Below are 24,154 nucleotides of genomic sequence, written 5' to 3'. Positions count from 1 at the left end.
AATCTAGCTGATAGACTGATTTAAAGATCCTATAGTATAAGAGATTGCAAGTAATGTATCAAGTGTCATAGTACCTTCTTATCCCTAACTTGCGTAATAATGGCATATATTAGATCAGAATCTAAAGTCGTTGTTATTGCACAATCACCATCAATTGCCTATCCCTATTCAATACAATATCATGACCATATTCATTAAGATACTCATGCTGTTGCTCTCTCCATTCTCTCAATTCCGAACTTTTCACCCCAACAGACGAAAGTAATGAATAGATGGCCACCCTAATTCTTGAGTCCTCGGTATGCATAAGTTCTTCATAAAGCACATCTGCTGTTGCTTTATCACGTTTCAATCTCAATGTCAAAGGAGTGATAATCATTCGATAAACAAATGTATCTTGAAGCTCAGTTAAGTAGTATTTTAAATTTTCAAAAACCTTGTTTTTATCTATCATTGAGAATATAAAGTTGTAAGAAGCATAATCATTGCTCAAATCATATTTGTTCTCCTTATATTCGTCAAATATATCTTTTAGCTTCTCCACGTTGGTGTTGAGTGAACAGTTGAGCGATACACGGTTAAAAGAATTATTACGCCATTTCCATTCATCCAACTTCAATAGATTCTTAATATCTTCATCTTTATCAAATTCTACGGCAATGATTTGAGCCACAGTTGCAGACATTTCATTATTTGTATTATCAATATGGCTTATTACTAATTCTTTCAATAACGATTTTTGTCTCCCAACTTTTTTTAAGAACAACAGAATATTTGCATCATCTATTTTTACTTTATTCTCTATAAGATATTTTACAATGATGTTTGCTGCCTTCGAGGTAGGATTAATATATTTCGAGAAGAAAACAATATACGAATAAATACCCTTATCATCTCTGACAATCTTCTTCAGATTGGCCATATCATTTGCAAGCAAATAATCTGCTTCATCTGCAATGGTCTTCTCCACATATGGACTATCATTGTAAAAGGCATGAAACTGAGCAAACTCGTATTCTTTACCCCCTGTTCGTAAATCAATCTGCACATATTCATCAAGTTTATGGTACATCAGGTAAATACAGAATCGCATTTTGTAAGTATATTCTGTCGTGACCTGTGACGTGATGAACACCTTTTCTGCAATCTTAAACACATCAGCGTCTCTTCCTTTTCTTTTCAAGTGTTCTACTAAGCACAAAACTGTATCACATAGGACATATGCATTACCCTCCTGTTGGAATAAGTGTAATATTTCTTCTATGCGCTCGTCCATACTCGACAAGTTAGAAATTTTGTGTATCATCATCAGCCTCAAACGTGTATCCATGTGATACCACTTTTTAAGCATTCTGGAGGCCAACTCAGAACCATGATATTTTGCTATAATCTGCCCAGCAAATCTATAGTCGTCAGAATAATAATTCTGAAGGTACTCTCTGACATCCTTACGCTCTGAATAGTTCTGTATAATGGCTTCCAGTATGCCCCATTTTGAGCCGAGAATATGATCACTCATAGAGATTTCTCCATTGAGTATCCGGGGTATGTATCTTTCTGCAAATTTCTCCTTATAATGTCCTATATACACAGACACTGCACGGTCTTTCATTATACCCTTATTTACATCATTGATACATTTATCTAGATACGCCATAATCCGTTCGTCATTGCCTTGGTATATTTCATAAGCATATCCTGCTATCCACGAAGATTGGTCTAACGGCATCTCATCCAGACATTGCTGCAGTATTTTTATAACATCAGCATCTTGTCCCCAGTTTTTGATGAGAGGATGGACAACAATATGCTGATAACTTTTCATATCCTCTAATGCTTCAAGAAGTTTAGTCTTGATTCGAGAATCGTTAACAATGGTATTTACAATGAGAGACTCAATACCCCATTTAAAATGCTTTTTGTCCCTATTGACAGCCCATTCGGTTATCACTTGAAGCAAATTTGGAGATAGTTCTTGTCTTTGAATAATTTTCCAAAATTCATAGCTATTTCCAAAATTAAAAGAATATTCCTTATTAAGTTCTTCCTTAATGGCCTTGATAACATTTGGATGATTTATCCAACATGTCAGCAGGTAATTCCATGCTATACCCTTGTTAATATTACCTCGTCCTTCGTAGAGTGCACTAACTGACTTTAGAGCCTTTTGCATGACTGCATCGTCTTGTGGAAAATATTGCTGCAATAATCGGTTAGCTTCCTCTTGAATTGAAAATGGTAGTTCTGTAACCAATTCAAGGATTTCATCAGATGAAACGGGCCCACCTGTAAATAAAGCAAACTCAATTTGATAAAAGTGAGTAAAGATGTCACACGCCACTACTTTTCGTACTAGCTCGTTTTCCTTATCTATATCTATCCCGTCTACAATAACACTTCTGATGAAGAAGGCTACCACTTCTGGCAATGTTGATGGTATTATATATGAATTAACCATCTCCAGCAACTTTTCGTCGCCAGCGATATGACCTCTAATTACCTTAGATGCGAGTATTTTGTTGTTCACATCACCATTTATAACAGTCAAAACAATAAACTGGCGATCCTCTTCTGTCAAATCAGCCACTTGTGCCAACCCCGATAGCCTGATGTCATGATATACGGAAGTTGAAGGAATATATCTGGATATAAAGTCTTCAATGCGATCTTGTAATGAGGTATTATACAAACCATCAAGCAGAATTTCCAGTAAATCATGTTTGATGTCATAATCAGATTCCCACTCAATCCTTTGTATGTATTCTTCTATTTCTTTTAGTAAGAAATGTTTGGGTGCCTTCGTAGATCTTACCAAAACCTCTAATTTCAATTTATATAAATAATAATCCCTATAATCGTTTGCCTTTATAGGTTTTAAGATATTGTACAAACCTACAAAAGCTGATGCTGGCATCATTTCGAAAAGGAAGAGAACAACCTGGTGTAGCCTGGCATCCGAAACTTTATCTCGGAAAAAAGCTTTAGCCCTCTCTATATCTACCGAAAGGTATTTAGCAGCCATAAATTCCTGTAGTTGCCTATTGATGAAGGAAATGCGAGAACCTATCCTTTCCTCTATAACACCAAGTTGATGTGTATTATGCCTGAATAAATCATCAACAATATGCGCATTAATCAGTTCTTGCCCTGATGTCTGACTATTCAGGTATTGGTTAAGCAGTATTTCTGCCTGAGTCTTATCCATGCTGCCATCATTGTAATAGTCAAACATTTCTTTTGAGAGGATTCCAAGCATCATTTTGTTGCTTGTGTAGTCAAATGCCCCAGAATAGTCGTAAGCCTGATACTTGCGTGAAAGTTGATGCTTGACAAACAATTGTTCCATTATACAATTCATGGCCGCAATATTGTTGTGAGGAAGTTCGTTACCCTGTAGATATTGCCCAATAAGGATGGTCAGTAGCATGGGGTTCTCTTTCATGCGATCAATATCTTGTAATGACCTCAACTTAGCAGATAGGAACTCTACTGTCCTCTTTATTTCACGAATCACTCCATTATAATGATTTACGCATTTCTTCACAAGTTCATCCTGCTGTAGCGCAGACAATGGTGCGATTGTATATGTGTCGCTTGTACTGAAAGGGGAATTGATATTCGCAATGCCATATTCCCTGCTTGAAAAAATGGCGAGTAAATTATCAGCCTCTGTCTCTGCCTTTACTTTTCGGATAATTCTGTCTGCTTGTAGGGGGGCCTCACCCCATTCATCTATTCCATCAGCTATTAGCAGTATCTTCTGCTGCTCAAATGCATATTCTAGATAATAGCTGTTTTTCTCCCATAACTTGTTTTCTTGAAGCCAATCTCGAACAATACTCTTTATATCACTATCGCAATTCCTTGCCATATATGAAAATGGCATCCATACAGGCAAGTAGCCGTCATAGGCATTCATTTTTCCTTTTAGCAGTTGCAAGGTAAGATACTTTAGCAAAGAAGATTTGCCCGAGCCAGGGCCTCCTACAATGAGTAATATATTACTGCTGGGATTTAATATAGTTGATGCAGGAATTCTAATTTCCCTATTGCTTGTTTTATTCAGCTGGTTATAAAACTCTTTCAGATATTGCTCACTATATTCCTGGATCTCACTACTTTTTATATAGAGATTTGTAGGATCAACCTCAATAGGTTTCTCCTCTGTTTTCCCTTGGTCATCAGAATACAAGTTTTGTACTTCATCAATAAAATCAGGCATTATAAATCTTGCCTCAAGAGGGAACCGCGTATTATTATGGTTAACCAGTATTGAATCATTGACATCACGGAATACACTGTCGTAAACAACACTCATTGCTTGTTTACACTGTGTTATATTAATAAAATTAAGCGATTTCCATTTTCGTACAATTAACTGTGATTTAATCTTTTCCTCTAATTCCTGTGTAATCTTTACATTGTGAAACTCACCATTCGTCACAGCATATTTCCATAACATACCATACATTAATGGTTGGTTCTGAGCAAAAACGCCACCACCTGACATTCCATGCAGACTGTCCATATTATCTACATGCGAAGTGATATTAACCAGATTTACTTTGCTATCTACACACATACAATCCAGTCTGGTAATTATGTCTTGCGCCTCGCCTGAAACCCCATAGAGTTGCATGGATTTTTCTTCAATGAGGTCATCTGCCAAGAAGAAAGGAGTAAAATGCTTTTCGCTCTTATCAATCCTAATGATAAGAAAATCTTCACCAATAGGAAGTAAAGAATTCGCGATATTGCCTTTTGTAATGGTCTTATAGGTTACAAAATGACCATCCTCAAACACATCTATTTCGATGGTTTCTATTTTATCAAGAACAGCATTTAACGCCTTTTTCCGATCATATTTAAGAATATGCTGAGCCGTAAAGACATAATCGTACCCTTCAGCCACATCCAAAGGGTAGAGGACTCCACTTCCTCGAAACTGGAGCCCCCTACTCTTGATGTCCGCCTTTATCTTAACACAATTACTGCGTATGTCAAAAAACGAATTCATTACAAACGTTGAGATTAATATTATTTTCCATCAACTCATCTGCTGTTATTCCAAGTACATCAAGAGAATCTTGATAGTTAAAGTAGACGTTGATTGCCTTATCTGCACATTTTCTGTAGCGAAGAAGCTTGGCAATGGTCTCTTTGTTTGGGAAACGATATTTCTTATTCTTCTTAGTTGAAATAATGAAGTCTGAACATGTAACCGCGTCAAGGATGTTTTTAGTGACGTTTCGTGTACTTCCATGATGGGGAAGTTTCATAAAATCCAGTTTAAGAGGTGTACCATTGGTGTTATTATAATACAGAAGCGCATCATATAGCTCCTTGGGGGTACTATCAGCAGGTAGCAACAACTTCTTGCCTTCACATTCAACTAGAATTATAATTGACTGGCTATTGGGACCTCCTTCATCCATATCGTCATCATCAACATTATCTATCAAGGTCCTTAAATTTACATGCCAATCTTCTGGATAAACTCCAAGTTCATCAGGATTGTTTGGCTTATATTCATCAGCCACATCATGATCAGGTGCCAGTACACGCAGTTTCATATCCCCAACCTCTATCGTAGAGTCAAGCAATTCGGAAATGTTGTTATTCCAGCACACACCATCTATTCCAAGAAGAAGTGATGCCAACTCATTTCCTTCGGCAACAGAGTATTCATCTGTCTCTTCTTTCTTGGGGAAGTTAAACCAAACCTGTTTCAGCCTATGTGACTCCCCATTTTCTTTCATATGTTTAACCAATGCTATGATGCCAGCTATGTGGTCAGAGTCGATATGAGTCACCACAAGCAGGTCAATAATCTCATCTAGTGGTATTTTGTCATATCTAGTCCTAATGGCTATTGTAGATTTCCCACCATCAATCACAACATTTTTCTTATTGTGACTAATCCAAATACTATCACCTGTTCCCGCTTGTAGTATCTCTATGCGCATCTTTTATGTTAACGTGAGTTCAACTATTATAGGTCTTTATAAAGTTGGTAACTAGCAAAAATTATTGTAACTCTGAAATACAAAGAATTACAAGCAAAAATCACTTTGATTACTGAAGACAAAGTTACGGAAATATTCTGTATTGGCAGATGATTCTGCAAGTTTTTTAATACAATGATGGCGAAATATATGCTAAAATCGGCCAATAAGAAACAATACCATGTAATTCTACGATGTCTAAGGCAGAAGTCATGCTGATTATGATAATCTTTCACGACTCAGGCTATCGTTGCCAAAAGTATTTCTATCTTGAAAAGGTTCGCAAAGCACCTACGCCATCTGGTTCCAGATGTTGTCTCGTATAGTCGCTTTTTCGGACTGGAAAAGGAGGTTGCCGTCCCTTTAGCCTTGTTATCAAGAAGATACTTTTGGGAAAATGCACAAGTATAAGTTTGTTAACAGTACATCACTTCGCATTTGTAGAAACCAAAGAATATACATTCATAAAATTTTCAGAGGTGTTGTTAAAAGAGGAAAATACTCCATGGGCTGTTTCTATGGATTCAAGCTGCATTTGATCTGCAATGAGAGAGGAGAAGTTCTAAATTTCATGATTACTCGCAGTGACGCCGAAGACTGTAGACATTTGAAATACAAGTCTTTGTGAAATTCATTTATGGCAAGTTAGTAGGTGATATGGGATATGCCAACAGGAACCTTTTCCAAAGGCTTTTCGTTGATGGCATACTGCTTATTCTCAAGTTGAAAAGCAACATGAGAGGAACACTGATGAGCATCTCTGACAAACAGCTGCTCAGAAAGAGGGCTATCATTGAGTCTTTGAATGATAAACTGAAGAATATCGCATAGGTAGAACACCCTATTCATCAGCCATTCAATAGTTTTTTGTCAATTTATTGGGAGCTATTGCTGCCTATAGTCTATTTCCAAAGAAGCCGTGTATTAATGTACAAAGGACTTTAGATACACAGTTTACTTTATTCTAAATTCTTCGAATTCACGTTATTTATACAAGCCATCTAATAAGTCTCATATGAACTTGTTAGATGGCTCTTAATTTTTAATAGCTATAATTATTCTCTACCAACCTTTCCAAGTCCGATTCCTTATAAAGTATCTTCCCCGCGAACTGTGTGTAGGGAATAATCTTCCTGTCCCGATAGTCCTGCAAAGTACGAGGGCTGATATACAGCCGCTCGCATACTTCCTTGCTCGTCAGGAAATGCTCACCTCCAAACAGCGGTTTGTGTGTCTGTGCCACTTCCTTTATCCGTCTGTTCACTCCTTCAAATGCGGACAGCACCACCTGCATATCGTCAGCCTCCATATTCAAGTCTCTTACCTGTTCCATAATCTTCCTATTTATTTGTTGATATTAGTTTTATCCGTTTTTGATTTCTCTGTTTTGGTTTGGAGCAATTGCTCCACATCCTCACGCTTGTAATAGCACTTATGTCCTACTTGGGCAAAGGGCAACACACCTGTATCCCGATAATGCTGCAAGGTTCGCTTACTGATGTTGAGCAACTTGCACACATCACCGTTGTGCAGCCAATCGGTGTGCTTGCTCTGTTCCCCAAATGCCTTGTGGCAGGTCTCGGCAAGACTGAGTATCTCGTTCCTCAGCTTTCCCCAATTAGAGTCCGTAATGATAAAATATCCCATAGTTTTATTGTTATTTTGTTTGTAATTCTGTCTTATTGGTATTGACAACACCTTTGTCTGTTCTGCGTTTCATCACACGTTTATGCCTGCAAAAGTATGATGAGTTTATCACACTTCAAAGCAGTAGGGAGCAGTAGGGAAACATCGGGAAGTTGAAGGAAAAGCTAACGCATTTTATCGGCAGTCGTTTGCGCATTCTTTCCCTGTTTTCTTCTTTCACCGTCCGTTTGGCGCAAAGATAGGGCGGTGCATGTCCAATTCAATCGGCGTTTGTTCAACTGGCAGCTTATGGCACTTTCGATATGGACAAACGCTACCATATTTCCGTACTGATTCTATCGTTTGCAATATCAGTGCAGAATACTGCAAACATGCGCAAGTGGTACACTTCTATCTCTGTCTTTCCTTGCTATTTTATACCCAGTTTTGACTTAATTCGTGTTTAAATCAGTCATTTCTTTTCCTGTCTCCATAAAAATCTGTGCGAACTTCATTGCCAATGAACGCAACATTATGCAAGCACTCCCTGAATGCTTGGAACTTACTCATTCTCTTGATAACTTCGTTCTTGGAAACAAACCCCAGCATATAATGAAAACAAGCGCAGATAAAGGCAAATTGGAGGGTGGGTACAGCACACTCAGACCGAGAAAGGCTTCCTCCAAGAACTCAGAGATAGAAGCCTATCTCTCCTCTTATTATGAGTTCAGATACAACACGGTATTGGGACGAACCGAATACCGCAGAATGAATAGCAGCGATTTCACAAAGGTGGGTCGCTATGAAATCAACACGCTCCGCAGAGAGATAGACAACGACATCGGGATAATAACCTCGTCGGATAATCTATACTCTATCATCGAGAGCAGTTTTTCTCCACGTGTCAATCCCATACAGGAGTATTTCAAGGGATTGCCATTGGTGGATGTAAGCAGCAGTTCTCCCTTTTCACTGAAAGCCATTCCCGACTTGGCAAGTTGCGTGGTCGTGCGCAACTCTGACAAATGGCTGCCGTACCTCACCAAGTGGCTCGTGGCAGTGGTTGCCAACGCAATGGACGACCGTGAGTGCCGTAACCACACCTGCCTTGTGCTGACGGGCGAGCAGGGAAAGTTCAAAACTACATTCTTGGATTTGCTCTGCCCACCTGCATTGTATGGCTATAGCTACACAGGCAAGATATATCCGCAGGAGAAGGACACGCTCACCTATATAGGGCAAAACCTCATCGTAAACATTGACGACCAGCTCAAAGCCCTCAGCAAACGGGATGAGAACGAACTGAAGAACCTCATTACCTGCCCGATGGTCAAATACCGTATGCCCTACGACAAGTATGTAGAGGAGCATCCCCACTTGGCAAGCTTCGTGGCATCGGTGAACGGCAATGACTTTCTTACAGACCCTACGGGAAGCAGACGGTTCCTACCCTTTGAAGTGCTTTCCATAGATATTGAGAGAGCAAAAGCTATCTCGGTGGACAATGTTTATGCGGAAGCCAAAGCCCTGTTAAAGTCAGGCTTCCGCTATTGGTTTGATGATGATGAGATAGCCGAGCTATATAGGGAGAGTGAAGACTTTCAAGTACAGACTGCAGAGATGGAGCTTTTGTTGCGTTGTTTTGAAAAGCCAACGGAGGATGAAAGTTATTCGTTAATGACCACTACGGAGATACTCACTTATTTGGGTATTTATACTCACCAACCACTTGTTGCCAAGCGTATGGGTGAAGCCTTGAAGAAAGGAGGATACATAAAGGTGAGCAAACGAAGAAACGGTAGTAGCCCCATCTATGTCTACAAGATTAGGAAAATCTTGCCATGCCCGCTCCTTCAAACTTGTAGTAGCCAAATGTAGTAGAATGTGTAGTATTGCCTTATACTACAAAGTAATACTGATTATCAATTACTTATCACAAAATAGTATGTAGTAAGAAGAAAGATGAAAAAGTTTGGAGGGGGAAAACTTTGGAAAAGGTAAAACCCCAAAAACAGACAAACATAAATAATTATCATTCAACCCATTAATGTATCAAAACAATGAAAGAAGAAGATTTATCACGTATCAAGCGATACTCCATCGTGGAGTATCTTGAAAGGAAAGGCGTCAAGCCTGTACGTAGGACTGCTGCCTATGCCCTGTATTGTTCACCGCTCAGGGAGGAAACGCAGCCGAGTTTTAAGGTGGACACAGAGAAGAACCTTTGGATAGATTATGGCGAAGGTAGGGGTGGAAGTATCATCGACCTCTGTATGCGTATGGAGGGCTGCACGCTATCTGAAGCCATCCGCCGTTTGGGACAGAACGCTTCCCTTGATGCAGCGTACGGTCTTTCAAAAGAGAAGTCAGACATCGATACCAGTCCAGTCACGCCATGGCAGCCAAGTGGGGCAAGGAAACTGATAGAGGTATCAGACACCTTGCCTTCTCACTTAGAGGCCTATCTTGCCGATAAGCGCTGCATCGACCTTAACAGGGCAAGACCTTTTCTCAAATGTGTCTGCTATGAGGTAAGGGGCAGATGCTATCAGGCTATCGGCTTCGCTAATCAATCGGGAGGTTATGAGCTTCGGGACGACAATGTGTTCAAGGGAACGATTGCCCCGAAGGACATTACTCCGATATTCACGGATAGAGCGGAGCCAGTATGTATCTTTGAAGGCTTCATGGACTTTCTCTCCTTCCTTTCAATGAAAGAAGAGATTACCAACCGCTGCCTTGTGATGAACTCCGTGAGCAACGTGGCAAGGACTATCCGCTATTTGAATGACCGACACCTGCCCCATATCCGTACCTTCCTTGACAATGATGAAGCAGGACGGAGGGCTGTTCAAGATTTCATAAAGGCAGGCTTCCATGTTGAGGACATGAACATACATTACCAAGACTTCAAGGATCTCAACGAATATCATGTCAGCCGTGTCCGTGAGCAGCGGAAACGGAAAGCGCAGGAACAGACACACATATCAATTACAGGACAAAACAAGAAATCAAAACAAGTCAAACTTGAAATGAAATAGAAATGGAAAAGGAAACTATGATGAGCGACAAAGACCTTTCATGGTTCTTGGGTGTGGAAGATGAAACAGAGAACGAATCTACTTCACAAGAAGCGACTGCGGCTCCTGAAAGAGAAAGACCAACAAACAAGCAGGACACAGAGAATACCATGCACTCCGAGCCTGCACGGAATACTGAGAGTGCAACTATTCAAAGACGTATCAGTGCCAAGATGAGAATGAAAACACTTGAAGCCTACAAGCAAGCCTATCTTGTGCCGACCAAGTTAAACGACCGTAAGGCGGTCTATCTGAGCAGGGAGACACAGGAACGTGCCGACTTCATTGTGCGTAGGTTAGGCGACAGGGGTAGCAACCTTTCAAGCTTTGTGGAGAACATCGTTCGTCAGCATCTGGAGGAATATGGTGAAGACATAGAGAAATGGAGAAGACTGTAAGCCGTAAGAAAAGGTAGACGGTTTTCTGGAAAAAGGTCTACCTTTTCGAGCAAATAGGTCTACCTTTTTTGCTAAAAGGGTCTACCTTTTTTTCTTCGGCTTAGTTCTCTGTGAGAATACCACGAATGCAGTTAGTCATAGAATGCACGGCATTCGTTTTTAGACTATAAAACGTTTTAAGCATAAATGGTTTGTTCGATAGCATTGCAAGACGTCAGTTTGTACCCACAAACTGCTCTTGCTCCCCTTGTCAGACTGTCGGGGAGTTTAGACCGTAATCACTCCGTTCTCATCGGTCAGTATTCAAGAATTAAGAGACAATGAATCATCTATAATGATTAACTTTCAAAGAAACTTATATGAACAGATATAATAAAAAGATTGCCAAATGGCAGCAACAGAATAAGGAAGAGCAGAAGATGAACAAGACAGAGTTCATCAAGGTAAGATGCACCTTAGAAGAAAAGCAGCGTATTAAGTCAAAGGCAGAAAGTGCGGGACGTAAGTTTTCCGATTACTGCCGTGAGATACTCCTAAATGGAGAGGTGGCAGCCGTTCCTAAGATGACAGAAAATGAGAGGGAAGCCATTTGTATACTTCAGCATACAGGACGGTTCTATGGGCAGGTTTCCAATCTCATCAAGGTCAAAGACGAGGATTGGCTACATATCACAAAGAACCTTTCCCTATGTGCCAAAGAGGCATTTAAGCGGTTTTACGACCCCCATTTTCGTGTGAACGATGAGATATATAAGGTCTTAAATATGAGAAGAAATGATAGGAAAGTGTAAGGCAATAGCGCACGGCAGCACGGCTTTAGACTATATTTTCAGAGAGGGCAAACTCGGTAGTCGGCTTGCCTTCCATAATCTTTGCAGCAGGGAGCCAAAGACTATCTACGAAGAAATGAAGATGGTCAGCGATTACAACACACGGTGCAGGAATAAGTTCCTCCGCATTGAAATCGGTATAGCACCACAGGACGAGAAAAGGCTGCCTGTATCCGAGCTTATGGGAATAGCCCATCTGTTTGCCAAGCGAATGGGACTTGACAACCACCAATGGGTGGCGGTAACGCACAAGGATACCGACAATATGCACATTCATATCATTGCCAACCGTATCAGTCTTTACGGAGAGGTCTATGACACTACTTTTGTGAGCAACAAGGCAGCAAAAGTGGCGGAGGAAATAAGCAGAGAGAAAGGCTTGACCATCGCAAAAGAGGTCAAGGCAGACAAAAAATACCAAAAGGAAAAATCTAATCCAACGAGAGAGCAAACAAAGAAAGAGGTGCAACAAATCTGTTATGCCCTGCTTGACAAGTACAAAGGAACAGGCGTCACGGGGCATTCCATGTTCCTTTATGAATTGAACAAAAACGGCATTACCATAGAGCGTATGAAGAACAAGCAGGGCAACGTATATGGCCTGAAGTTCTCATACGCAGGGCAATCCTTCAAGGCTTCCGAAATCGGCAGGGAGTTCGGCTACCATTCCTTGCAGAAAAACTTTGAAACAACCAATAAAGCCGAAACAAAGGAGACAATAATAAAAGCTCACACAATAGCAGACAAGACTACAAAGAATAAAGTTCAATCAGACACAGGCTATCAACTTGTTCCTCCCAGTCGTTCATACATACCGCCTACAAAAGCAAACGAAAATTTATCTATTGCACAAGCCGTAGGAAATGTAGCAAGCACCGCCTTGAATGCAGCCGAAGAAATGATTTCGGGGGCAGGTGGACTTATTAATCCACAGACACACGGTGATAATTATGCTGAGACTATATGGCAGCACAGGCTCAGAAACCAAGCCAAGAAAAAGAAGAAAAGAGGGAGAGGAATAAATTAATGTTTAAATTTTCAGAGATAGACACAAATAAAAGTTGTTTTTCTAACGAGATACAATAAAATTATGTAATTTTGTATCTCATATGCAATGCTTAACACTAAGAAAATATATAAATAGCTTGGGCAAGACCTTTGAAACAGATAGTTTATGCACAGCTTTAATAGTATCCAACTTCAATTTCTATACACAGTCAAGGTGTAGAAATGCTAATATATCCCAATTGATTTTGCAAAAATATCATTTTATAAAATCTTTTTTTTAATAATTACTAAATTGTAATCTATAATTATTGCTTATTTTCAATTCTACGATATTACATGGATTTATCTTTATTTACAGGTGGTGCTATTTTGGGTGCCGTAATAGGATTTTGGAATCAAATAAAGTCTTTTTTATGGTCAATAGTCTCAATATTAATACAAAAAGCAGATATAACTACTGAAGAGGCTCATAATACAATTATTGCATATCTCTATAAGGAGTACAAGCATGTATCAATATACGACCAGGTATTCGGAGCACAAAATGAATCTTACAGGACAGGAAAATACGGTTTGGTTGCGTATGAGCAACTTGGCAAAAAAAGTATGATATTTTTTGATAGGAGTAAGAAATGTTTTATAAATTTCCCATTTGTGTTCTCCATCAAACAAGAGAACCCTAAAGGTAACGGTACAGAATACCCTGAAGTTGATACCAATAAGGTGTTTTCTTCTTTACTGTTTATCAGGGGTACTATTAATATCGACCAAATAATTAAAGAGGCAACAAAAGTACGAAACAACCTTGCTTGGAATATAGAAGATAAAGAAGGAAAAACTGACCGGTTTGAAATTTTTTATCTTCCAGATAAAGAAACTGATAATCAAAAATATTTTCAGAAGCAGAAAGATGGCCTAGTGTGGTACAAACAGAATCAATACCGGTTAATAGGGACGGAGAAGGACGAGTTGGGGAGAAAGAAAACTACCCAAGGTTCTGCAATTTCCAATCTTTATTTCCCTGACGATATCAAAAAATTAATTCGTTCGATAGAGTTATGGGTTAAGAGTGAGCAATGGTATAAAGAAAAAAATATTCCTTGGAAAAGGGGATGGTTATTGTATGGTCCTCCTGGTACAGGAAAGACTGCACTTGTAAGAGCTTTTGCTGAAGACCTTGACCTTCCTATTTATGTTTTTTCACTTGCTCAAATGAGTAATGGGACTCTTATGGATTGTTGGAAAAATCTACAACTAAATATACCATGTATTGCGTTAATAGAAGATATTGATAATATATTTGATGGTAGAAAGAATATCTGTCAAAAAGTGCCTTTCTATACTAACACATCAACTGGGGGAAATGAAGATAATGATACATCTCAGACTAAGGTGATGCAACCGTTAACATTTGATTGTTTCATTAATTGTCTTGATGGTGTTGATAAATCTATTGGCGTATTTACAATAATAACAACTAATAATATCCACAAAGTAGACGAGGCTATAGGCAAACCAAATGACAATGGTGAGTATGTTTCTTCTCGCCCAGGTCGAATTGATAAGGTGATAAAACTTTCTTACATGAGTAAAGATAATAGAAGAGAAATGGCAAAAAAGATATTATCCGAATACTTGGAAAAAATGAGTGATGTTGAGCAACATATAGATTCGATAGAGAAGGAAACTCCTGCACAATTTCAAGAGTATTGTGCTCAAATCGCTCTTGAGGAGTATTGGAGAAGGGAGGGAAATTAGAAGAAACTCAAGTGACAGAATTTAAACCTATAGGAACATATTAAAGTGCAACTACTGGAATATTTCATCAAAAACGCTTTGTTATTCAAAGCAAATGATTATCTTTGCAGACAGAATAACAAGCGTTCTTTGTTAATGCAGAAACTTGCGACTAAAAGCAATTCGCTCGTTTCCAAATCGTTACCAGTATAGTCTACACAATAAGATAACTTCTTTATTTTCAATTAGATACATTCCAAGAACTATCTTCGTTTGTATAATTTGTTCTACACGTCTGTAGAATTTGATACATCTTATAGGCAAGCAGTCATCATGGTATTACTCGTTCGATTGAATACTAACTTAAGAAGGGTTGCGAGGGACTATTGTCAGCCGATTCTTATATACCTTAATAATCTATCTAGGCATATTCTCTCCTTTTAAAAGAAGGCTTAGTAAAGTCGTTCGTAAGGAATGTTAGGGGACAGAAAAACCCTATTCTTTTCCCCCGAATGATGGTAAGAGGAAAGGAATAGGGCGATTGTTTATGTTGTTCTAATCGCTTACACTATTTGGCGAAAGGATAGAGAACGAAGCTGAAGGTTGTTCGCTTAACTGGAACACGATATTGCTCGGCAACACCAGGACCACAGGTTGCAGTACCAACACCGCTTTGCAGTGCATCTAAGTGTACTGTTACCTTTCCATCGCGATAGAGTTGGTTGATGTGAGTAGCACGATCGACAACACTATCAGAGAATGGTATTACAGAGAACTGGAAGGGTTGCTGCGCTGCAACCATCAGTTGGTTCTTTGTGTCAGAGAACTTCACCCATCGCACATCAGTGCGGTTGCCCGTTGCTTGTGGTTTCACATAATAATGGAACATAGCCTCTGCAGTGGTGTTGTAATGCCCAATCAATCCTGCTTGCTTGCGGTCGTTGTAAGTCTCAACATCACCACGACCAACGTATTCAACCTTTCCAAAGTCGTCATTCATTCGGAAGGTAAGTCCAATGCGAGCAAGCGATTTGATGATTGAGGTGTCTGGGTTGAAGGTCACTGATACTGCTAACGCACCATCCTTTTGTGGTTGATAAGTGAAGAGAGCTGTTCCAATGACGTTACCCTTCTTACCGATAATTTCGGTCTCTGCGCTCGTTACGTCTTTTTTATGCGTAATCTTCGTTACCTTCTGCGTGATAGAATCAAGTCCAGCCTCACGCCAGCGTCTAAGTCCGAATTGGTCACGTCCATCGTTATCGGTTGCTGGACGATAAAGATTAAGGCTGAGTGGGGTAGCAAGATATTCCTTGTTGCCATTCTTCAAAGAGGTTAACTCTCCTGTTTTCTCATCCACCTTATAACTTGTGCGTTGCTTCTCACGTGGGAGGAAAGTGGTGCAGTTCGCTGCTTGTTTCAGTGTGAACTGATCGTAAGCAACTACATCATTCTTGGTGATAACCAATCCGTCATTGACAGGTTGCCATGCGAGATCAAGGAAGGCTTCGGTAGTTGCCTTCAAGTTAGCAGTAGGGAAGGTGATTGTTGTTGTTTCATGAGGAGCGCAATCCACGTTCTTTGTTCCCTTAGAGAGCACCTTTCCGTTCTCATCAACAATCTGCCAGTTAAGCTGGTAAGCATTGAGATTGGTGAAATCAAACCAGTTCTTTACCTTAATCGTTATTTCTTTATCGTTTGATACGAGCTCTGATTTAATGTTCTGGTAAATCTTCTTCACCTCTGCAAGATGTGGGTGAGGTGTGCGATCGGCAGCTATCAAACCATTCGTACAGAAGTTTCCGAAGCTAGGAACATCCTTTGGTCCATAATCACCACCATAGCTCCAATACCAGTTACCGTTCTTATCTATTTCACGGAACGACTGATCCACCCAGTCCCAGATGTTTCCACCTTGCAAGATAGGTTCTTTCTCAATCAAGTCCCAGTAGTCCTTCATGCCACCACAACTATTACCCATAGCGTGAAGATACTCGCACATGATGTAAGGGCGAGTGGTGTCAGTGCGTTTAGCGTATTCCCTCATGTGATCGAGTGAACGATACATAGGGCAATAGATGTCCGTGTTGAAGTTCTCTTCCGCACGCTCGTATTGTATCAAGCGAGTCTTATCAGCATTCTTAAGCCAGCGATATGTGTGCTCGAAGTTAGTGCCATTACCAGCCTCATTACCTAATGACCAGATGATGATACTTGGGTGGTTTTTAGAGCGTTCATACATACGGCGAGTTCTATCCATGTGTGCTTTGAGCCATGTACTATCCTTTGCTAATGACTCTTTACCATATCCCATACCATGTGACTCGATGTTTGCTTCATCGATAACGTACAATCCGTATTTGTCACAAAGCTGATACCAATAAGGGTCGTTGACGTAATGAGAGCAACGGGTAAAGTTGATGTTGTTCTGTTTCATCATACGAATATCCTGCTCCATAAGCTCTTTGCTGACGGTACGACCACGCTCGGAATGTTCGTGACGATTGACTCCCTTGACAAGAATAGGCGTGCCGTTGATACAGAGTTGTTTGTTCTTTATCTCGATAGTTCTAAATCCTATCTTGCTACCAGTTTGCTCTGTAACATTACCATCTTTATCCTTTAAGGTGATAAGTAACGTGTAGAGATTAGGGTGCTCAGCACTCCATGCAGCTACATTCTGTACATTCTTTGTGGTGAAGTTAACGATAGCATCGGCATCTTTCGGGTTTACAGTCTTATCTTCGGAGAGCACTTTGTTGCCTTTGTCGTCCGTTAAGGTGTAATTGACAGAAGCAGCTCCTGTACCTTTAATATTGGTAGTTAGACTGAAAGAACCATTGTAGCTACCATCCGTCTGTTTGTCAACAGAAGCAGTTGTGTTATAGTCTGCAATGTATTGCATAGGTGTGGAGTAGAGATAAACATCCTGTTCAATACCGCTGATACGCCAATAGTCCTGGCATTCGAGGTAAGAACCAGAGCTCCAACGATAAACTTCCATCGCAATTACATTGTCACCCTTGTCATTAAGATACTTGGTTATATCCCATTCAGAAGGCATCTTCGCACCCATGTTGTAACCAACATATTGCCCATTGATCCATAAGTAGAAGAATGATTTAACACCTTCGCAGCATAGAACGACACGGCGTCCCTTCCATGCAGCAGGTATAGTGAATGTACGACGATAGTCGCCTACTTCATTCTCGGCAGATGGTACATGAGGTGGGTTCTTCTTAAAGTGGAAGAGCTTATCATCAAACTCGTATGTCTCATTGACGTATATAGGTAAGCCGTAACCTTGGCGTTCCCAGTTGCCTGGGACATTGATGTCATTCCATCCCTGTACGGCAAAATCAGGTTGATAAAAGTTCTTTGGACGTAGCTCGGGATTTCTATTCCAATGGAACTTCCACTTTCCGTTGAGCGACATATAGTAGGTGGAATGTTCGTAACCACCAGGTTGCTGCAATGCTGCAACAGATGAGTAAGGTATCACATAAGCATGTGGTTCTAACTTGTTCAGTCCTGTGCTGTATTGACTCTGCCACTCAGGAGTGGTAGTCTGAGCCAATGAGGATAGAGGAAGTAATATGCCACAAAGAATGCTGAATATTTTTCTCATGTCAATATCTTGATAATAAATTGATAGTATAAAAGTCTGTTCTTATTTCTTTCTTATATTGCTTTTGTTTCTTGGTTGAGTCTTTCCTTTCCTTGCAAGAGCTACATCTTTGAGGAATTGCGTGCGGTCAACATGTGGAAGAATCGTGTATTCTCCGTTTGTGATATCATTCAATGAGAGACTAACAAACTCTATGTCATAGCCATCATTTTGCCCACGAACTTCGTAAAGGAAGCCTATGCGATGGTTAGACATATTAACCATTGTGGAGTAACAAGAAGACTCGTCAGTTACACGTAGTCCTTTCTTCCAATTCTTTCCAAGTGCCGCTGCTGTTGAGTAATCGGCATAACGGGCTATTTCCTTATAATAGAAACCAACGCTATCACGCTTTGCGCTGAGAGGAACAGATTGTAGGGCGACGAAGAGTTGTTTGCCATCAATATTCCTCTTAGCTGGTACGATGAGGATACCACCATTACATGCATTTACTTCCTTAGCGGTCATGTTCTCAGGCATTACTTCTTTGCCCCATGACCCAGTAGCCTCTTTTGCATTGGTATATGTGAACACATTGAATCGTCTTCCACCATATACATTCCTGCAACTAAGTAATACACTACCATCTGGTAACTCCTCTATCTTTGATTCATCTTGTGCTATTGAAGGAGCGACAGAAGGGTTACCAAGAGTATGCCAAGTATATCCGAAGTCATCTGAATAGATAACAAATGTACCGCAGATATCCACACCTTTTTGTCTGATTGGATGTGCTATATAAAGGCGGTAGAACTTAGCTTTACGTATATAGCGGCTTTGCATGATCTTACCTGATGTAAGGAATATACCGTCAGGTTTGCCTCCGTTGGGTAGTTTCCCATCATAAAGACCATGTATCATCTCGGTTAGTTCAATACCATTGTCCCATGTCTTACCACCATCCTTACTATGGAAGAATACAGCATGTTGTGGATTCTGTCGGGTTGCTGTCTGGTATCCTGACTTTCCCGCAACGCAATGTAGGAGGACATTGTCAGATGTTCTATCTGCTACAATACTTGGGTCTCCGAAAGCAGCACGTACAGGGTTAGTTGCATGTTCATTACCACGTGCAACACAAACAGAATCTGACCAAGTTCGACCAAAGTCTTGGCTTGTCTTCATAACAACGTTAATCTGCCATAAACCATTGCGATTGTTCCATCCTATATCACTGTGGTTTAAGCGATAGTCGCATACTGCGAGCAATGTTCCTTTGCGTGTTTCTGTAATTGCAGGGATGCGGTAAGGGACGGTGCTATGTGTTCCGTCAAAGACAATGGTTCTAAATTCACCATCATCTTTAGGTGTTTGGATAGTCTTTGCATACCCTGTCAAACATGACAAAGAGAGAATAAGTGAAAAGATAATATGCTTTCTCATTTTTGTTAAATGGGGAAGTTTTTGATTGTTTTGTTTAGTAATAATCACTGTTCTAATCGATGAGAACATGATTATATTGGGGTTTGTATAAACTGTACCTACCCTTGAAAGGTAGGTACAGGGTTATTTCTTTCAAAGGTTGTAATCTAAAGATACTCTTTCTATTACAGCCCCTTTAGATACTAGAACTTGTATTCAACGAATGCTTCCATTGCCTCATAACAAGCTAAACCGAGGTCATCGTATAGTTTAGCTGTTCCGCGATTGCGGTCTTCCGAACGCTGCCAGAAGAGTCGCTCATCGTTTCCGAGGAATGGAGCACTTTCCATCTGACTCTGGTGTTTGAGGATAGAGTTGCGCTTAGCACGTAGCTCTTCAGGACTGATAGGAACACACATTTCTATGTTCTCAATTTCCCATTCTGCCCATGCTCCACGATACATCCATACGCGACAATCCTTTAGCCACTCTGCTTTAGCTTCTTTCTCAAGGTCTAAAGCAGCAAGTACTGCATCGGTGCACTTACGGTGTGTACCATGAGGATCAGCCAAGTCACCAGCAACATAAATCTGATGTGGTTTCACCTTAGTGATGAGGTCTCTAACAATATTTACATCAGCCTCGCTCATTGGGAGCTTTTCGATCTTACCAGACTCATAGAAAGGAAGATCCAAGAAGTGTACGTGGTCGAGTGGAATCTGATTGAATGTACAAGCGGTGCGAGCCTCTCCACGACGGATAAGTCCCTTGATAGTGCGTACATCTTGTGTGTCGATATCACCTTCTTTCTTGCCTTTTAAGAAGTTCTTAATCTCTTTGTATTTAGACTTGATGACCTCATCTTGCTCGTTGCCAAATATCTGGTTGAAGCCATTGATGAAGTGCATGAAGCGTACAACTTCCTCATCTCCAACGGCAATGTTGCCTGATGTCTCATAAGCCACATGTACATCATGACCTTGTTGTACTAAGCGACGGAGAGTTCCTCCCATTGAGATAACATCATCATCAGGGTGTGGAGAGAATACAATTACTCTCTTCGGGAATGGTTTAGCACGCTCGGGACGATAGGTGTCGTCGGCATCAGGCTTACCACCTGGCCATCCTGTGATAGTATGTTGGAGGTCATTAAAGATCTTTATATTAGCATTGTAAGCTGAACCATAGAGTGCTAATAACTCACTAAGACCATTCTCGTTGTAGTCTTTATTCGTCAGCTTGAGGATTGGTTTACCTGTGATCTGACACAACCACACCAATGCTGAGCGTACCAGCTTATCGGTCCATTTGCATGAAGCAACAAGCCAAGGATGCTGGATGCGAGTAAGTTTTGCTGCAGCAGAGAGGTCGATTACTACATGAGCATCATTATGTGTTTGTAAGTAGGATGCAGGTACTGTCTCACTAATCTTACCCTCAACAGTCTTCTTGATGATATCTGCCTTCTCTTCGCCCCATGCTGTTAAGAAAATCTTGCGAGCGGCAAGGATGGTGCTAATACCCATAGTGATAGAGCATGGAGGAACGGTCTCTTGTGAGCCGAAACTCATCTTCATCTCCTCGCGTGCAGTCTCATCAATGAGGATAAGGCGTGATGCAGAGGTGAGACTAGAACCTGGTTCGTTGGTTGCAATATTACCCATACGACCAATACCCAATAGGATAACATCAAGTCCACCAAGCTCTTTTATACACTGTTCATAGGCACGGCAATGTTCTTGTACCTTGTCTTGAGCAATCGTTCCATCCAATGTATAGATGTTCTTCTCTTCGATATCTATATGATTAAGGAAGCGCTGCTTCAATTGGTTGATACTACGATTTACATTCTCAGCATTCAGTGGGAAGTACTCGTAAGCATTAAACATAACAACGTTCTTGAAGCTCAATTTGCCAGCTTTATGACGCTTGATAAGTTCTTCAAATATTGGTGTGAGAGATGAGCCGGAACCGATACCCATGATAAATAGTCGACCTTCCTGCTCCCTCTTCTTAATATCAATCTCAAGTTGATTCGCTATGTCAGCGGCACCCTCTTCGATGGTTGGGAAGATATCAGTAGGCACCTTTTCAAAGCGTGTAATCTCTGATCTCTCGATAGCAGATGATGGGTGATAAAACTCCTTAGAAACTTGGTTGAGTACGATTTGCGAACTTAGATTTAGTTTCATTATAGGTTCTCCTTTTCTATATCTTTAAAGTATTTATATGTTTCAACAGTCAACTTGTCGGTTGCAGACTCATCACAAACAATTGTTCCATGTTCGTGCATTTGAAGGGCACTGATTGTCCATTTCTGGGTAATGCCACCCTCAACAGCAGCGTGAAGAGCCTCTGCTTTGTTATGACCATTTACAAGGATAAGGACTTCCTTAGCATCCATCACCGTACCAACACCTACTGTTAAAGCATGTGCAGGAACCTTCTCTGGATCATTATCGAAGAATCGAGAGTTTGCTATACGAGTGTCAGATGTCAATGTCTTGATGCGTGTACGTGAGCGAAGGGATGAACCTGGCTCGTTGAAGGCAATGTGTCCGTCAGGACCAATACCACCTAAGAAGAGATCAATACCGCCTGCTTCACGAATCATGTCCTCATAGTGCTGACATTCAGCTTGTAGATCCTCTGCATTACCATTAAGTATATGGATGTTCTCTTTGGGGCAATCAATGTGATTGAAGAGATGCTCTGCCATAAATGAGTGATAGCTCTGTGGATGACTTTCTGGTAGTCCTACATACTCATCCATATTGAATGTAACTACATTCTTAAAGCTCACTCTACCTTCCTTGTAAGCCTTAACTAGCTCTGCATACATACCCTCTGGTGACGAACCTGTAGGCAAACCGAGAACAAAAGGTTTTGTTTGATTCTTCGCAGCATTGATACGTTCGATAACATAATTAGCTGCCCATTTAGATAACTGATTGTAATCGGGTTCTATGATTAATCTCATAAGTTTTGATTTTAATTATATTGTTTGAATGTTATACTTGTTATTTAAGTGCTTATTAAGCCTTTTCTTTCTTAGTTTTGTCTGGGTAAGTGAATGGTACGAACCATGTAATTAGTAATGCTGGGATGGTACATACCAATACAAAGATGAAGAACAAACGATAGCCGAGGAGGTCACTAAAGAAACCACTTAGCATGCCCGGCAACATTACTCCGAGGTTCATAATACCACTGGCAAAGGCATAGTGTGCCATTTGATGTTTACCTGGAGCAACCTGTTGCATCATAAATAGTGACAGACCCACAAAGCCGAAGCCATACCCGAAGTACTCCATTACGATACCGCCACCAATCCATACCAAACTTTCTGGTTGATAAATGGCCAAGAGCGTGTAAGCTACAAAGGGGATGTTAAATACTAACGCAAGTGAAAATAAGCTCTTCTGCAATCCTCTATGAGCAATATAATAACCTGCAAGGATAGATCCGATGACGAAAGCTGCAGCTCCGAACGTGCCATAGCAAAGTCCAATCTCTTGCTCGGTAAGTCCTAATCCTTGTTCAGCACGGGGTGCTTTAAGGAAGAGAGGGACAATCTTCATCACGAAACCTTCCGCAAATCGATACAGAATGATGAAGAAGATATAGTATAGAATATGTGGCTTTTTGAAGAAATCAATAAATACTTTGAGTAATTCATTTAATGAATCACTAAGTGATTGAGGTGTTTCTTGTGCTTCTTTCTTTGGATTAGGAAGGATGAAATAATGGTAGATACCAATAGCAACCATTATGATTGCAATAATGAGCATGATGATTGTCCATGCCTTGGTAACGCCGAAGATGTTAATAAACGTACCTGCAAGATATACCAATCCGCCAGTTGCTGCAATCTTTGCAATGTTATAGAATGCACCTTGCCAGCCTATCCAACGGGCTTGTTCCTCATTAGAAAGTACTGACATATAGGTTCCGTCAGCTGCAATATCATGTGTTGCACCACTCATCGCAATTACTGCTAGTATGGCGATGGTGATTGCGAAGAACGAAGGAAGGTGTAGTGCAAAAGCTACTAAAGCGAACAACAATCCTGTAAGAATTTGTGTGAGAACAACAAAGAACTTCTTTGTCTTGTATATTTCAAGGAATGGACTCCATAACGGTTTGAATGTCCACGGAAGCATGATGAGCGATGTCCAAAAGGTAATTTGAGCATCAGAAACTCCCATACCTTTATACATTAACGTGCAAACCATGTTGAGAACGACGAATGGCATACCCATTGCGAAGTAAAGTGTTGGTACCCACGTTGCTGGACTATGCTGCTTGTTTTGGCTTTCGTTTACCGTCACTCGGTTCTTAGTTTTTAGATTCATTTGTTTATTGGGTTGTCTTGTAAAGCGGATTCAAAGTTACGAATTTACTTATACTTATCGAAACATTTAACTATAATTTACCAATT

16 protein-coding genes and 1 pseudogene are annotated in these 24,154 nt (G+C 40.4%); 7 read left to right on the top strand and 10 right to left on the bottom strand.

Annotation, left to right across the window (positions count from 1 at the left end):
- Window positions 1-133: 133 nt before the first annotated feature.
- On the bottom strand, window positions 134-4,912 hold the full coding sequence (locus J5A55_RS05400) for an NACHT domain-containing protein (RefSeq protein WP_234396099.1): 4,779 nt from the start codon (window positions 4,910-4,912) through the stop codon (window positions 134-136).
- An 88-nt stretch (window positions 4,913-5,000) separates the two neighbouring features.
- Window positions 5,001-5,966, bottom strand: coding sequence for a ComEC/Rec2 family competence protein (locus tag J5A55_RS05395; RefSeq protein WP_004384430.1), 966 nt, complete (start codon window positions 5,964-5,966; stop codon window positions 5,001-5,003).
- Between the two features lie 105 nt (window positions 5,967-6,071).
- Between J5A55_RS05395 and J5A55_RS05390 the strand changes: the two are divergent.
- Window positions 6,072-6,973: pseudogene (locus tag J5A55_RS05390) on the top strand (IS982 family transposase).
- Between the two features lie 74 nt (window positions 6,974-7,047).
- On the opposite strand, the gene J5A55_RS05385 reads toward J5A55_RS05390, so the two are convergent.
- The 3 genes from J5A55_RS05385 to J5A55_RS05375 form a co-directional block, all read right to left on the bottom strand.
- On the bottom strand, window positions 7,048-7,338 hold the full coding sequence (locus tag J5A55_RS05385) for a helix-turn-helix domain-containing protein (RefSeq protein WP_004384432.1): 291 nt from the start codon (window positions 7,336-7,338) through the stop codon (window positions 7,048-7,050).
- Between the two features lie 11 nt (window positions 7,339-7,349).
- The gene (locus tag J5A55_RS05380) at window positions 7,350-7,652 is read right to left on the bottom strand and encodes a helix-turn-helix domain-containing protein (protein WP_004384433.1); all 303 of its coding nucleotides are present in this window, start codon (window positions 7,650-7,652) and stop codon (window positions 7,350-7,352) included.
- 164 nt (window positions 7,653-7,816) lie between these two features.
- Window positions 7,817-7,972, bottom strand: coding sequence for a hypothetical protein (locus tag J5A55_RS05375; RefSeq protein ID WP_199879838.1), 156 nt, complete (start codon window positions 7,970-7,972; stop codon window positions 7,817-7,819).
- Between the two features lie 193 nt (window positions 7,973-8,165).
- Between J5A55_RS05375 and J5A55_RS05370 the strand changes: the two genes are divergently transcribed.
- From J5A55_RS05370 to J5A55_RS05345, 6 genes are all read left to right on the top strand, one after another.
- Complete coding sequence (locus J5A55_RS05370) at window positions 8,166-9,509, top strand: virulence-associated E family protein (protein ID WP_004384434.1); 1,344 nt, start codon at window positions 8,166-8,168, stop codon at window positions 9,507-9,509.
- Window positions 9,510-9,691: 182 nt separating this feature from the next.
- Entirely contained in the window at window positions 9,692-10,672 is a 981-nt protein-coding gene (locus J5A55_RS05365; protein ID WP_004384435.1) for a toprim domain-containing protein, read from the top strand.
- A 2-nt stretch (window positions 10,673-10,674) separates the two neighbouring features.
- Entirely contained in the window at window positions 10,675-11,109 is a 435-nt protein-coding gene (locus J5A55_RS05360) for a DUF3408 domain-containing protein (protein WP_004384436.1), read from the top strand.
- Between the two features lie 359 nt (window positions 11,110-11,468).
- Window positions 11,469-11,900 carry a plasmid mobilization protein gene (locus tag J5A55_RS05355; protein ID WP_004384438.1) on the top strand — a complete coding sequence of 144 codons (432 nt, stop codon included), beginning with the start codon at window positions 11,469-11,471 and terminating at the stop codon, window positions 11,898-11,900.
- Window positions 11,884-12,966 carry a relaxase/mobilization nuclease domain-containing protein gene (locus J5A55_RS05350; protein WP_004384439.1) on the top strand — a complete coding sequence of 361 codons (1,083 nt, stop codon included), beginning with the start codon at window positions 11,884-11,886 and terminating at the stop codon, window positions 12,964-12,966. Before J5A55_RS05355 ends, J5A55_RS05350 begins: the two co-directional genes overlap by 17 nt.
- Window positions 12,967-13,283: 317 nt before the next feature.
- On the top strand, window positions 13,284-14,705 hold the full coding sequence (locus J5A55_RS05345) for an AAA family ATPase (RefSeq protein ID WP_004384440.1): 1,422 nt from the start codon (window positions 13,284-13,286) through the stop codon (window positions 14,703-14,705).
- Between the two features lie 547 nt (window positions 14,706-15,252).
- Here the strand turns inward: J5A55_RS05345 and J5A55_RS05340 are convergent.
- The 5 genes from J5A55_RS05340 to J5A55_RS05320 form a co-directional block, all read right to left on the bottom strand.
- Window positions 15,253-18,312, bottom strand: coding sequence for a glycoside hydrolase family 2 TIM barrel-domain containing protein (locus J5A55_RS05340; RefSeq protein WP_004384442.1), 3,060 nt, complete (start codon window positions 18,310-18,312; stop codon window positions 15,253-15,255).
- Window positions 18,313-18,354: 42 nt separating this feature from the next.
- Window positions 18,355-19,734 carry a sialidase family protein gene (locus J5A55_RS05335; protein WP_039851550.1) on the bottom strand — a complete coding sequence of 460 codons (1,380 nt, stop codon included), beginning with the start codon at window positions 19,732-19,734 and terminating at the stop codon, window positions 18,355-18,357.
- Window positions 19,735-19,916: 182 nt separating this feature from the next.
- Window positions 19,917-21,905 carry a glucosamine-6-phosphate deaminase gene (locus J5A55_RS05330; RefSeq protein ID WP_004384444.1) on the bottom strand — a complete coding sequence of 663 codons (1,989 nt, stop codon included), beginning with the start codon at window positions 21,903-21,905 and terminating at the stop codon, window positions 19,917-19,919.
- Window positions 21,905-22,693 (bottom strand): glucosamine-6-phosphate deaminase, encoded by a 789-nt coding sequence (gene nagB, locus J5A55_RS05325; RefSeq protein WP_004384445.1) that lies wholly within the window; start codon window positions 22,691-22,693, stop codon window positions 21,905-21,907. The genes J5A55_RS05330 and nagB overlap by 1 nt, the downstream gene beginning before the upstream one ends.
- Window positions 22,694-22,748: 55 nt before the next feature.
- Entirely contained in the window at window positions 22,749-24,068 is a 1,320-nt protein-coding gene (locus tag J5A55_RS05320; RefSeq protein WP_004384446.1) for an MFS transporter, read from the bottom strand.
- Window positions 24,069-24,154 lie beyond the last annotated feature (86 nt).

Origin of the sequence: Prevotella veroralis, from assembly GCF_018127765.1 — a bacterium.
Lineage (GTDB): Bacteria > Bacteroidota > Bacteroidia > Bacteroidales > Bacteroidaceae > Prevotella > Prevotella veroralis.
This window is presented reverse-complemented; position numbering and strand designations above follow the sequence as displayed.

Excerpts from the sequence above, each read along its gene's own strand:
- J5A55_RS05395 (WP_004384430.1), bottom strand. The coding sequence starts at position 5,966 with ATGCGCATAGAGATACTACAAGCGGGAACAGGTGATAGTATTTGGATT.
- J5A55_RS05355 (WP_004384438.1), top strand. The coding sequence starts at position 11,469 with ATGAACAGATATAATAAAAAGATTGCCAAATGGCAGCAACAGAATAAG.
- J5A55_RS05365 (WP_004384435.1), top strand. The coding sequence starts at position 9,692 with ATGAAAGAAGAAGATTTATCACGTATCAAGCGATACTCCATCGTGGAG.
- nagB (WP_004384445.1), bottom strand. The coding sequence starts at position 22,693 with ATGAGATTAATCATAGAACCCGATTACAATCAGTTATCTAAATGGGCA.
- J5A55_RS05340 (WP_004384442.1), bottom strand. The coding sequence starts at position 18,312 with ATGAGAAAAATATTCAGCATTCTTTGTGGCATATTACTTCCTCTATCC.
- J5A55_RS05375 (WP_199879838.1), bottom strand. The coding sequence starts at position 7,972 with ATGGTAGCGTTTGTCCATATCGAAAGTGCCATAAGCTGCCAGTTGAAC.
- J5A55_RS05320 (WP_004384446.1), bottom strand. The coding sequence starts at position 24,068 with ATGAATCTAAAAACTAAGAACCGAGTGACGGTAAACGAAAGCCAAAAC.
- J5A55_RS05385 (WP_004384432.1), bottom strand. The coding sequence starts at position 7,338 with ATGGAACAGGTAAGAGACTTGAATATGGAGGCTGACGATATGCAGGTG.
- J5A55_RS05380 (WP_004384433.1), bottom strand. The coding sequence starts at position 7,652 with ATGGGATATTTTATCATTACGGACTCTAATTGGGGAAAGCTGAGGAAC.
- J5A55_RS05345 (WP_004384440.1), top strand. The coding sequence starts at position 13,284 with ATGGATTTATCTTTATTTACAGGTGGTGCTATTTTGGGTGCCGTAATA.
- J5A55_RS05350 (WP_004384439.1), top strand. The coding sequence starts at position 11,884 with ATGATAGGAAAGTGTAAGGCAATAGCGCACGGCAGCACGGCTTTAGAC.
- J5A55_RS05370 (WP_004384434.1), top strand. The coding sequence starts at position 8,166 with ATGCAAGCACTCCCTGAATGCTTGGAACTTACTCATTCTCTTGATAAC.
- J5A55_RS05360 (WP_004384436.1), top strand. The coding sequence starts at position 10,675 with ATGGAAAAGGAAACTATGATGAGCGACAAAGACCTTTCATGGTTCTTG.
- J5A55_RS05335 (WP_039851550.1), bottom strand. The coding sequence starts at position 19,734 with ATGAGAAAGCATATTATCTTTTCACTTATTCTCTCTTTGTCATGTTTG.
- J5A55_RS05330 (WP_004384444.1), bottom strand. The coding sequence starts at position 21,905 with ATGAAACTAAATCTAAGTTCGCAAATCGTACTCAACCAAGTTTCTAAG.